We start from the raw sequence: 12,092 nt of genomic DNA, 5'->3' as shown, positions 1-12,092 counted from the left end.
AGAGAAGTGGAACCATGACCACCCTGCCCGGTCGCCTCCGTACGTCGAAGTGGACGGTGCCGCTGCTTGCCGGCGCCCTGATCGTCGCCTCCTGGGCGACCGGGGGGCGCGGCGGGTCGGGCATCGGCAATGCCTTCATGCTGGCAGCAGCCATCGTCGCCGGTGCCCGCATCCTGATCAGCGCCGTCGGCGCGCTGAGGGTGCGCACCATTGGCATCGACCTGCTCGTCAGCGTGGCTGCCATTGGCGCGATCTTCCTGGGCAACTACTGGGAGGCCGCCGCCGTCACCACCCTGTTCGCCATCGGCCACGCCCTGGAGCAGGTCACCCTGGCCCGCACCCGCGCCGCCCTGTCCGACCTGGTCGAGACCGCCCCCGACGTCGCGATCGTCCTGCGCGACGGCGTCGAGACCGAGGTGGCCGCCAGCCAGGTCACCGTCGGTGAGATCGTCGTCGTCAAGGCCGGCGCCGTGGTCCCCGTCGACGGCCAGGTTGATCGCGGCGAGGCCGCCATCAACGAGGCAAGCATTACCGGTGAGTCGATTCCCGCCGCCAAGGGGCCCGGTGACGCGGTCTACGCCGGCACCGTCGCCACCGACGGCTACCTGCGGGTGCGCACCTCGGCCATCGGCTCGGAAACCACCCTGGCCCGCATCATCCGCCGCGTCGAGGACGCCCAGGACGCGAAGGCCCGCACCCAGGCCTTCATGGACCGGTTCTCGAAGTGGTACACCCCGGCCATCATCGTGCTGGCCATCGTCTCGGGGCTGGTCAGCGGGAACCTCGAACTCGCGCTGACCCTGCTGGTGATCGGCTGCCCCGGTGCCCTGGTCATCTCCATTCCGGTCTCGATCGTCGCCGGCATCGGTCGTGGCGCCCGCGACGGGGTGCTGATCAAGGGCGGCGAGCACCTGGAGCGTGCCGCCAGGATCGACACCGTCGCCTTCGACAAGACCGGCACCCTCACCCAGGGACGTCCTGTGCTGACCGACGTGGTGGTCCTGGACCCCGGCCTGGGTCGCGACGAGCTGCTGGGACTGGCCGCCAGGGCAGAACTCGGCAGCCAGCATCCCTTGGCCCGCCCCATCGTGGAGGCCGCCCGCGCCCTCGGCCTGGACCTGGACGGGGCGGACGACGAGTTCACCCCGGTCGTCGGCCACGGCATCGTGGCCACCGTGTCCGGGCGCCGGGTCGTGGTCGGCAAGCCGGAACTGGCCGCCCAGACCTTCCCCGGCATCGACGTCGAGGACGCCCGACGTGGCGTCGACGACCTGGGTCGGCAGGGACGCACCGCCATGGTGGTGGCCGCCGACGGACACGTGCTGGGACTCGTCGCGGTCGCCGACACGCTGCGTCCCGGCGCTGCAGAAGCCGTCGCCGCGCTGAGGGCCGCCGGTGTCACGCAGGTCGTCATGCTGACCGGTGACCGTGATGCGGTCGCCCGGGCCGTCGCCGCCCAGGTCGGCATCACCGACGTCCGTGCGGGACTGCTGCCCGAGGACAAACTGCAGGCGATCGCCGACCTGCAGTCGGGTGGGGCCACCGTCGCCATGGTCGGTGACGGCGTCAACGACGCACCGGCCCTGGCCACCGCGGACACGGGCATCGCGATGGGCGCCGCCGGCAGCGGCCTGGCCGTCGAGACCGCCGACATCGCCCTGATGACCGACCGTCTCGACCGCGTCGCCCACGCCGTGGTCCTGGCGCGCTCGACCGTGTCGGTGATGCGCCAGAACATTGGCGTGGCGTTGGTCACCGTCGCGCTGCTGCTGGCCGGCGTCTTCGCCGGGGGAGTGACGATGAGCATTGGCATGCTGGTGCACGAGGCCTCGGTGCTGCTGGTCATTGGCAACGCCATGCGGCTGTTGCGCCTGCGCGCCCACCATGAGGTGGCCGCCACGCCGCGGCTGCCTGACGTCGCGGCCAGCGCCGTGGAACGGGAGAGCGTGCAATTCGTCGGCTGACCCGAGCGACCGTGGCGAATCGCCCACCCGACTGCGGTGGACGATTCGCCACTGTCGACTGCACGTCCCCCACCGCACGTCGGCGTCCCCGTCCGCGGCGGCGTCCCGGGAGGAGCCACCCCCGCCCCTTCCCGCTAGATTGGTGTCGTGGTCGATACCGTTGACAATGCCCGCAACACGCCGGACGTCGAGCTGCCCTGGGCAGAGCTCGGCCTGAAGCAGGACGAGTACCAGCGCATCCTCGACATCCTCGGACGGCGCCCCACCGGCGCCGAACTGGCGATGTACTCGGTGATGTGGTCGGAGCACTGCTCCTACAAGAGCTCCAAGGTGCACCTGAAGCGCTTCGGCGCCCTCGACCAGACGACCCCGCGTGGGCCGTTGCTGGCCGGAATCGGTGAGAACGCCGGGGTCGTCGACATCGGCCAGGGCTACGCGGTGACCTTCAAGGCCGAGTCCCACAACCATCCGTCCTACGTCGAGCCCTACCAGGGCGCGGCCACCGGCGTCGGTGGCATCGTCCGCGACATCCTGGCCATGGGTGCCCGCCCGATCGGCGTGATGGACTCGTTGCGTTTCGGCCCGCTGGACGCCCCCGACACCGCCCGGGTGCTGCCGGGCATCGTGTCCGGTGTGGGCGGCTACGGCAACTGCCTGGGCCTGCCGAACATTGGCGGTGAGGTCGGTTTCCACGACTCCTACTACGGCAACCCGCTGGTCAACGCCCTGTGCGTGGGGCTGCTGAGGCACGAGGACCTGCACCGCGCGTTCGCCTCGGGCACCGGCAACAAGGTCATCCTGTATGGCGCGGCCACCGGCGGCGACGGCATTGGTGGCGCGTCCATCCTGGCCTCGGAGTCCTTCGACGACACCAAGCCCAGCAAGCGGCCCAGCGTGCAGGTCGGCGACCCGTTCATGGAGAAGCTGCTGATCGAGTGCACCCTGGAACTGTTCGCCGAGAACCTGATCAGCGGCATCCAGGACTTCGGTGCCGCCGGCATCTCCTGCGCCACCTCCGAACTGGCCAGCGCCGGTGACGGCGGCATGCACGTCGACCTGGACGTCGTCCCGCTGCGAGACCCCAGCCTGGCACCCGAAGAGATCCTGATGAGCGAGTCGCAGGAACGCATGATGGCCGTGGTCGAACCGGCGAAGGTCGAGCGGTTCATGCAGATCTGCGCCAAGTGGGACGTCCTGGCCACCGTCGTCGGTGAGGTCACCGAGGGCGACCGGCTGATCATTGACTGGCATGGCCAGACCATCGTCGACGTCGACCCGAAGACCGTCGCCCACGAGGGACCCGTCTACGAGCGCCCGATCGCGCGTCCGGAATGGATCGACAGGGTCACCGCTGACGCCGCCAACGACCTGCCGCGCTCCGCTGAGGTCGCCGCCCTGGAGCAGCAGGCGTGGACGGTGATCGGCTCGCCGCTGTCGGCCGACAAGTCGTGGGTCACCAACCAGTACGACCGCTACGTGCGCGGCAACTCGGTGCTCGCCCAGCCCGAGGACTCGGGCATGCTGCGCATCGACGAGCAGACCGGGCTCGGCATTGCCCTGAGCCTGGACGGCAACGGCCGCTACGCCTTCCTGAACCCCTACCTGGGTGCCCAGTTGGCGCTGGCCGAGAGCTACCGGAACGTCGCGGTCACCGGCGCCGAACCGGTCGCCATCACCGACTGCCTCAACTTCGGCAGCCCGGAGGACCCGGAGGTGATGTGGCAGTTCCTGGAGGCCATCAAGGGGCTGGTCGACGGCTGCCGCGAACTCGGCACCCCGGTCACCGGCGGCAATGTCAGCTTCTACAACCAGACCGGCGAGACCCCGATCCTGCCGACCCCGACGGTGGGCATGCTGGGCGTGATCGACGACGTCACCCAGCGCATCCCGATGGGCTTCAAGCACCCCGGGGACGCGCTGGTGCTGCTCGGAACCACCGGTGCCGACCTGGGCGGCTCGGTGTGGGCCGATGCCGTCCACGACGGTCACCTGGGTGGCATGCCGCCGCAGGTCGACCTGCCCGCCGAGCAGGCCCTGGCGCGGGTGATGATCGCCGCCTCGAAGCGGGGACTGGTCAGTTCAGCCCACGACCTGGCCGACGGCGGCCTGCTGATGGGACTGGTGGAGGCCAGCCTGCGCCACGACATGGGCGTCTCGCTCACCCTCGACCTGGACGACGTCGACCCGACGCTGGCCCTGTTCAGTGAGTCCGCGGCCCGGGCGCTGGTCACCCTGCCCGGCGGTTCGCTGGCCGACTTCGAGGCCCTGTGCGCCGAGCACGGGGTGCCGCTGCAGCGCATCGGCGAGGTCACCGGCGACGACCAGATCGAGATCCAGTCAATGTTCAGCCTGCCGCTGGCCCGGGTCCGCGAGGTGTGGTCCGGCGTCCTGCCGAACGTGCTGGGCTGATCACCGCGCCCGCCCCGATGTGGCGCCGTCAGCCGACGGGTCCGCCATCTGAGGTGGTGGGGCCCCGACGCGCCCGAAGTCTTCGCCAGCTGCGGCAGTTGGATGCTGTTGCCGCGGTTTAAGCCGTGCATCAGCTGCTAACTACTGCAGCTGCGGAGGGCGGGGGAGGGTCGGGGCATGCTCCGCGGGACCCCATCAGCGCACGGTGACGAGCCTGCTGGCTGAACTGATGTCATCGGTGAAGACCGTGACCGCGTGGGTGCCGACCGCCACGCCCGATGGGATCGTCGCGGTGATGGTGCCGTCGCCGCTGCGGGTGAAGGTCAGGGTGTGGGTGCCCACCCCCACACGGGTGGCCCGGCTGAAGCCTGAACCGGTCACCGTGAGCTGGCGTCCGCTGACGGAGGCAGCATCCAGGACAGGCACTTGGGCGATCGCCGCGGCGGCATCCAGGATGCCGGCCCCGCACCCGGCGCAGCCGCTGGAACTGACGGCGGTGCTGGTCAGGATTTGCTCGACCTGGCGCACGGTCAGGGTCGGCTTCAGCGACAGCAGCAGTGCGGCCGTGGCAGCCACGTGCGGGGCCGCCATTGACGTGCCCGCCATCCAGCCGTAGGAGTACCCGCCGGCGTTGGTCGCCGAGTCGGTCAGCAGGGTGCTGAGGATGGCGGTGCCCGCGGTGCCGTCCCCGCCGGGGGCCGCCAGGTTCACCCCGGCACCGGAGTTCGAGTAGGACGCCAGGGTGCGCGCCGCCGTGCTGGCGGCCACGGTCACCACCCCGGAGCAGTTGCCGGGGGCATACTCCGAAGCAGGCTGGCCGTAGTCATTTCCGGCGGCGACCACCGAGACGGCACCCAGGCGGCGGGCCATCGACAGGGCGGTCTGCAGTTCGCGGGAACACGATTCCCTCGAGCTCAGCGACATGTTGATCACCCGCACCGGGTACGGATTGGCGGCCATGCCCGGCACCTTGCCGCCGGCCGACCAGACGATGGCGTCGATGAGGTCGGCCATCTCGCCACCGCAACGGGCCAGCACCCGCACCGGCACGACCTTGGCGTCCGGTGCCGCGCCGGCGATGCCGCGGCCATTGTTGCGCCTGGCGGCAATGATGCCGGCCACGTGGGTGCCGTGCCACGACGAGAGGTCGGGGTCGCAGTAGTCGCCGGTGTCGCTGGCATCCCCGTCGCGGCCGTTGCCGTCACCGCCAGCCGTCGGATCACTGACGAAGTCGTAGCCACCCAGCCATTGGCCGGTCAGGTCCGGATGATTGGTCTTGCCGGTGTCGATCACCGCGACCCGGGCACCGGTCCCGCGGGTGCGATCCCAGACGCTGGTGAAGCCGGCCCCGCCGCCGCTGGGCTGCAGGGCCCATTGGCTGCTGAAGTACGGGTCCGTGGCGGTCGCGGCCCGGGTCACGGTGCTGTTCGGGCTGGCGGCCACCACGCCCGGTTGGGCGCGCAGGGCGGCCAGGTACGCCTGGGTTCCACCCGTGGCATGGACCAGCAGCGCGCCGGTGGCCAGTTCCCGCACCACCCGCGGATCGGTCACCCCCGCGACCGCAGCAGCCTCGCCCAGCACCTGCAGACGCACGGCGGCGTCGTGCGAGGTGAAGCGGACGATCACCGCGGCCCGCGGCGCGGACGCCGTGGGCGTCCCAGCGGTGGACGCGGCCGACGATGGCTGCGGCACCGGCGACGCGGCCGGGCTGGTGGCCGGGTTCGGCCTCGCTGGAACAGGTGGGCTCGCCGGCTGCGTGGGACCAGCGGTCACCGACGGTGTTGCAGCCACCACCGGAGGCACTGGCGAGGGCGGCAGACCGATCGGGACTGAACCCCAGACGGGCGCCAGGATCGCCAGGACGCTCGGGAGCACCAACCAGTTGTGAATCAGGGGAAAGTTCATGGCGGTGCTCCGATCGTCGGCGTCAGCCTAACCCGCCCGGGCCTCCAACCGACCACTCCTCACGGGGATGAGCGCCGCCCGAATTGTGTCGCGAATCCAGGGCCCGCTGGGCGAGGCCGCGGTGACATCGCGACGGCAGGGGACGCTGGGGTCATTCCGGTGAGGCTACCGCTCCACGTCTAGGGTGGGAGCCATGGACAACGTCGTGAACATCCCCTCGGTTGCTGACCTGCGTGAGCGGGTGGACGCCGTGCGTCCGCAGACCGTCGAGGACCTGGCCCGGCTGGTGAGGATCCCGTCGGTGAGCGCCTGGCCCGACCATGCCGACCAGGTGCTTGCCAGCGCCGAGGCGGTCGCCCAGCTGCTGCGTGAGGCGCACTGTCCCGATGTGCGGATCGTCGCCGAGGGCGGCGCGCCGGCGGTCATCGCCCGCTACCCGGCGCCCCCCGGGCAGCCGACGGTCTGCCTGTACGCGCACCACGACGTGCAGCCCCCCGGCAACGCCGAGGCCTGGGCCAGCGACCCCTTCCAGCCGCAGGTGCGCGACCACCGGATGTACGCCCGGGGCAGCGCCGACGACAAGGGCGGTTTCGCTGCCCACCTGGCTGCGCTGCGCGCCCTGGACGGCGCCCCGCCGGTGGGCGTCACCCTGTTCATCGAGGGTGAGGAGGAGATCGGTTCGCCGACCCTGGCCGCCATGCTGGAACGCCACGCCGACCTGCTGCGGGCCGACGTCTACGTGATCGCCGACTCGGTGAACTGGGCCGTCGGCCAACCCGCCTTCAGCACCACGCTGCGTGGCATCGCCGACGTTGTCGTCGAGGTCTCGACCGCCCGGCAGCCGCTGCACTCGGGCCAGTTCGGCGGCACCGTGCCCGATGCGCTGGGGGCGCTCATCCGGATGCTCGACTCGCTCACCGACCAGGACGGAAGCTGCGCCGTCACGGGATTGCACCGCGGCAGCGCCGGCGACCTCAGCTACCCCGAGGACCGCCTGCGCGCCGAGGCGGGGATGCTCGACGGGGTGGACTTCGTCGGCACCGGGCCGCTGGTCGACCGGATGTGGACCCAGCCCGCGGTCACCGTGCTCGCCATCGACGCCCCGTCGGTGTCGCAGGCATCCAACGTGCTGCTGCCCACGGCTCGGGCCAAGGTCAGCCTGCGGGTCGCTCCCGGGGACGACGCCGCCTCCGCGCTGGCGGCACTCAAGGCCCACCTGAGCAGCCACGCCCCCTACGGTGCCCAGGTGAGTTTCGGGGCAGAGACCACTGGTCAGCCGGGGGTGGTGGCCTTCGAGGGGCCCGTCGCCGAGGTCGCGCGCCGGGCCTGGACCGAGGCATGGGGCACCGCCCCGGTGCTGGTCGGCATTGGCGGGTCCATTCCCATGGTCGCCGACTTCCAGCGGGCCTTCCCCGAGGCGACCGTGCTGGTCAGCGCCGTCACCGATCCCGACTCGGCCATGCATGGCACCGACGAGTCGGTCGACCTGGCCGAAGTGGGACGTGCCGCGCTCGCCGAGGCGCTGCTGCTGGTGAACCTGGCCCGCTGATGGCCGTGCCGCTCGTCCTGGTGCACGGCACCCGCACCTCGCACAGCCAGTGGAACCAGCAACTGCCGCTGCTGCAGGCGGCCGGGCGCGGTTGGGTCACCCCCGACCTGCCCGGGCACGGCACCCGACGCGACGAGCCGTTCACCCTGGCCGGGGCGCTGCGCACGATCGCCGACGCCTTGGCCCGTGCCGCGGCGATGGGTGAGGGCAGAGCGCACCTGGTCGGCTCGTCGCTGGGCGCCATGCTGTCGATCCGCGCCGCGGCCGAGCATCCCGATCTGCTGGCCTCCCTGGTGGTCTGCGGCGGGTCGGTGCAGCCCACCGCCACCACCGCCCGGCTCTACGGCCGGGCCATGGTGCTGGTCGACCACCTTCCCGGTGCCACCCCCACCCGCACCCGCCGGATGTTCGACCACCTGCTGGGTGCCGAAGGTGCCGCGGCCTACCTGGGGGGCGGGCGGGCCGGGGTCCAAGTCGTCGAACCCGCCATGCGGGCGGTGGCCGGCCTCGACCTGCGCGCCGACCTGGCCCGGATTCCCGCGCCGGTGACCCTGCTGAACGGGCGCTTCGACCAGTTGCGACTGCAGACCAGGTCATTCGCCCGTGCCGCCCCCCGCGGACGGGTCGTGACCCTGCCCTACGGCACCCATCTGGTGAACCTGACCCAGCCCTCCCGGTTCACCGCCGATCTGTTGCGGGTCATCGAGGATGCCGAGCGCTCCGTCGCCGTCACCTGCTAGCGCATCGCGTCGAGACCTGAGCGGTCTGCCCCCCGAAATCATCGACCAGCAGCAGTCCTACGCTCGTCTCCTAGCCGGCACGCCCGTGGCCGGTGAACAGTGGAGGGCGTCGTGCGCGTGGGGGTGGTGGGTGCCGGCATCGCCGGTCTGGTGCTGGCCCGAAGGCTGCAGGCCGACGGACACGCGACCACCGTGTGGGAGTCGTCGTCCCGGCCGGGCGGGCAGGTCCGCACCCTGTCGCTGTGGGGATGCCCCGTCGACGTGGGCGCCGAGGCGCTGCACCTGGGCACACCGTCGGTCAGTCGCCTGCTGGACGACCTCGGACTCACCGGGCGCCTCGTCCACGCCTCGCCGGGGGCGTCGTTGCTGGTCACCCGCAGGGGACTGCAGCCGCTGCCCGCGGGGGTCGGGCCCGTCGGGCCCACCCGGATCGGCCCCGTCCTCTCGTCGGGAATCCTGAGTGTCCGTGGGCTGGCCCGCGCCGGTCTGGAGCCGATCCTCGCCCGCCGCCGGGTGGACCAGGACATCTCCGTGGGTGCCTTCATCCGCAGCCGGTTCGGCGACGAGGTGGCCGACCAGTTCGTCGACCCGCTGCTCGGCAACCTGCACTCGGGCGACATCGACTCCCTGTCCCTGCGCTCGACCGCCCGCCAACTGGTGCCCCGGGCCCGGGATGGACGCTCACTGCTGCCCAACCCGCTGACCAGACGACCCCACCGGGTCGCCGGCGCCCAGTTTGGGTCGTTGCCCTGTGGGCTCGAGGAGTTCATTGCCGCGCTCGTCCTCGGTCTGGACCTGCGCCTGGACTCCCCGGTGCTGGCACTGGCCCCCGAGGCCGACGGCTGGCTGGTGCGCACCCGGGCAGGCGTTGACAGGGTCGACGCGGTGGCGCTGGCCTGTCCGGCCGGGGTTGCCGGGGCGCTGCTGGAGCCGCTGCGTGCCGGGATCGGCGAGCAGTTGGCTGCCGGACGCACCGCCGACGTCGCCACCGTCGTGCTGGCCTACCCGAAGCCGGTCGGCGGAGTGCTCCAGTCACACAACGGGTTGCTGCTGCATTCCCGATCCGGCCACCTGACCAAGGCGTTCACCAACCTGTCACGCAAGTGGCCCCAGGTGGGTCACCCCGACCTCCACCTCGTCCGGGCGTCGGTGGGGCGCGCCGGTCACGACGAGCTGGCCCGGCTCACCGACGCCGAGGTCGTGCGCCAGGTGGTCGCTGAACTGCACGAGCTGGCCGGACTGCCCGCGGGGGTGACCGACAGCCGCGTGGTGCGCTGGCCCGGGGCCATGCCGCAACTGGAGGTTGGCCACGGCGAACGCATCGGCCGGGTGCGCGCCGGCCTGGCCGGGCTGCCCCCGGTGGTGCTGGTCGGGGCCCCCTACGACGGAATCGGCGTGGGCTCGACCATTGCCTCCGCCGAGGCCCGAGCCCACGAACTCAACACCATGGACGAGGAAAGATGACTACCAGCCATGCCACCGCCGCCCACCGCGGACCTGTCGTCCGGATGGGTCACCACGACCCCCATGACCGGCCGTTCATCGTGATCTGGGAGGTCACCCGCGCCTGCGCCCTGGTCTGCCGGCACTGCCGGGCCGACGCCCAGCACCGTGCGCACCCCGACCAGCTGACCACGGCCCAGGGCAAGGCCCTGCTGGACGAGATCGCCGCCTTCGGGCGGCCCCAGCCCATCGTCGTCCTCACCGGAGGGGACCCGTTCGAACGGTCCGACCTGGACGACCTGGTCCGCCACGGCAGCCGGGCGGGGCTGGCCATGTCGCTGTCGCCGTCGGTGACCCCCCGACTCACCCGTGACCGGGTCGCCGCCCTGCACGAGGCCGGGGGCAAGGCCATGTCGGTCTCCCTTGACGGCGCGGTCGCCACCACCCACGACGCCTTCCGCGGCATCGAGGGCACCTTCGCCAGCACCGTCAATGCGGCGCGGATGATCACTGACGAGGGGTTCCGGCTGCAGGTCAACACCACCATCACCCGCGGCAACGTGCGCGAACTGCCACTGCTGCTGGCAGACGTCATCGGCATGGGCGCCAAGATGTGGTACCTGTTCTTCCTGGTCCCGACCGGCCGCGGGGCCCAGTTGCAGTCGCTGTCGCCCCACGACAAGGAGGACGTCCTGCACTGGTTGCACGACGTCTCCGACCGGATCGCCATCAAGACCACCGAGGCACCCCAGTACCGCCGGGTGGCCCTGCAGCGTGACGCCCTGCGGCAGGCCGGTGAGCCGCTGCCCGAGCGCGGCGAGCTGTGGCACTGGCTGACCGAGCAGACCACCGGGCTGCTCGGCGCCGCCGCGCAGCGGCCCAGGGTGCCGCGGGCACCCATGGCGGTGAACTCCGGCAATGGGTTCGCCTTCATCGACCACATCGGTGACGTCTATCCCAGCGGGTTCCTGCCCTTCGTGTGCGGCAACGTGACCCGCGAATCCTTCCGGCAGATCTACCGCGACGCCGACCTCATGAAGAAGCTGCGGCGCCCCGACCAGTTCGGCGGGAAGTGCGGGTCGTGTGAGTTCAACACCGTGTGCGGCGGGTCCCGGTCCCACGCCTATGCGCTGACCGGTGACCCGTTGGCCTCCGACCCCACCTGTCCGCACGTCCCGGCCGGGTGGTCCCAGGGCTGAGCACGCGGGGTCATCGTCGGCCGGCGCCGACGGCGGCGGCCACCACCGCGGCTGCCCCCGACAGCGTGCCGGGCAGCACCACCGCGCCGCTGACCTCGCCGGCGGCGCGGCCGCCGACGAACACGTGCGGGGTCCCGGCCCCGACGCAGGAGCGCACCGCGGCCTGGGCGGCGCCGACGTCGGCGCGGGTTGTCACGCCCACCACGGCCGCCGGCGGACGGAACCGGTGCAGCACCACCGGCCAGCTGGTCGCCGGGACGTCGGCGCCCAGGTAGACCACGTCCACGTTCTGGCGACGCAGGCAGACGGCCAGCGCGAGCGCGGGCAGCTCATGGCGCGACCCTGCCGGCAGGCCCACCACCACCCGGGGGCCGCTGGCCCGACCAGCGGTGAAGGTGGCGGCCAGACGGTGCATTACCGCAGCACTGATCAGGTGCTCCTCGGCCACGTCGATCTGGCCGGTGGACCAGGCCTCACCGACCCGGTGCAAGGAGGGCATCAACCACTGGTCGATGACCGTTTCCAGGGACGCCAGGGCGAACGTTTCGGACAGCAACGACTCGACCTGCCCACGCTCGGTGCGGGCACGCAGCAGCGCCTCATGGTCGTGGAGCGGTGACACGTTCTCATTCTGCCTGGAGGAGTCGACCATGGCGGCGGCCCGGCGCGGCGGGATGCCGGCCTCCACCAGTTCACGCATGCGCGTCAGTCGGGCGACCTGGTCGTCGTCATAGCGGCGGATGCCATTGCCGCTGCGGTGCGGGCTGACCACTTCGTACCGGGTCTCCCAGGCGCGCAGCGTGGCAATGCCCAGACCAGTCAGCCGCGACACGTCGCCAATGGAATGAGGTGCCTCAGCCATGGTGGATCCCTTCCTCGTCCG

Annotated in this window: 8 protein-coding genes; 6 read left to right on the top strand and 2 right to left on the bottom strand. The window is 71.7% G+C overall.

Translation table 11 applies throughout. From position 1 onward, the window contains the following. Nucleotides 1-14 precede the first annotated feature (14 nt). Both IPV09_RS05530 and purL read left to right on the top strand, forming a co-directional pair. A complete protein-coding gene (locus IPV09_RS05530; protein WP_207474231.1) occupies nucleotides 15-1,964 on the top strand; it encodes a cation-translocating P-type ATPase in 1,950 nt (649 codons plus the stop codon). 147 nt (nucleotides 1,965-2,111) lie between these two features. Further along, complete coding sequence (purL, locus tag IPV09_RS05525; RefSeq protein WP_207474230.1) at nucleotides 2,112-4,373, top strand: phosphoribosylformylglycinamidine synthase subunit PurL; 2,262 nt, start codon at nucleotides 2,112-2,114, stop codon at nucleotides 4,371-4,373. Between the two features lie 195 nt (nucleotides 4,374-4,568). Here purL and IPV09_RS05520 read toward each other — a convergent pair whose 3' ends face one another. Then, on the bottom strand, nucleotides 4,569-6,065 hold the full coding sequence (locus IPV09_RS05520) for a S8 family serine peptidase (RefSeq protein ID WP_207474229.1): 1,497 nt from the start codon (nucleotides 6,063-6,065) through the stop codon (nucleotides 4,569-4,571). Between the two features lie 406 nt (nucleotides 6,066-6,471). On the opposite strand from IPV09_RS05520, the gene IPV09_RS05515 reads away from it, so the two are divergent. The 4 genes from IPV09_RS05515 to IPV09_RS05500 all read left to right on the top strand — a co-directional run bounded on the left by IPV09_RS05515 (nucleotide 6,472) and on the right by IPV09_RS05500 (nucleotide 11,209). Further along, nucleotides 6,472-7,827 carry a M20/M25/M40 family metallo-hydrolase gene (locus IPV09_RS05515; protein WP_207474228.1) on the top strand — a complete coding sequence of 452 codons (1,356 nt, stop codon included), beginning with the start codon at nucleotides 6,472-6,474 and terminating at the stop codon, nucleotides 7,825-7,827. Further along, the gene (locus tag IPV09_RS05510) at nucleotides 7,827-8,567 is read left to right on the top strand and encodes an alpha/beta fold hydrolase (protein ID WP_207474227.1); all 741 of its coding nucleotides are present in this window, start codon (nucleotides 7,827-7,829) and stop codon (nucleotides 8,565-8,567) included. The genes IPV09_RS05515 and IPV09_RS05510 overlap by 1 nt, the downstream gene beginning before the upstream one ends. A gap of 111 nt (nucleotides 8,568-8,678) precedes the next feature. Then, nucleotides 8,679-10,031 carry a protoporphyrinogen oxidase gene (hemG, locus tag IPV09_RS05505; RefSeq protein ID WP_207474226.1) on the top strand — a complete coding sequence of 451 codons (1,353 nt, stop codon included), beginning with the start codon at nucleotides 8,679-8,681 and terminating at the stop codon, nucleotides 10,029-10,031. Further along, nucleotides 10,028-11,209 (top strand): TIGR04053 family radical SAM/SPASM domain-containing protein, encoded by a 1,182-nt coding sequence (locus tag IPV09_RS05500; RefSeq protein ID WP_207474225.1) that lies wholly within the window; start codon nucleotides 10,028-10,030, stop codon nucleotides 11,207-11,209. The genes hemG and IPV09_RS05500 overlap by 4 nt, the downstream gene beginning before the upstream one ends. Before the next feature lie 10 nt (nucleotides 11,210-11,219). Here IPV09_RS05500 and IPV09_RS05495 read toward each other — a convergent pair whose 3' ends face one another. Then, nucleotides 11,220-12,071, bottom strand: a complete 852-nt coding sequence (locus tag IPV09_RS05495; protein WP_207474224.1) for a MerR family transcriptional regulator — start codon at nucleotides 12,069-12,071, stop codon at nucleotides 11,220-11,222. Nucleotides 12,072-12,092: the final 21 nt, after the last annotated feature.

This window comes from Tessaracoccus sp. SD287 (assembly GCF_017355265.1).
GTDB lineage: Bacteria > Actinomycetota > Actinomycetes > Propionibacteriales > Propionibacteriaceae > Aestuariimicrobium.
Note: the sequence above shows the minus strand (reverse complement) of the source record. Positions and strands in the feature narration are given on the sequence as shown.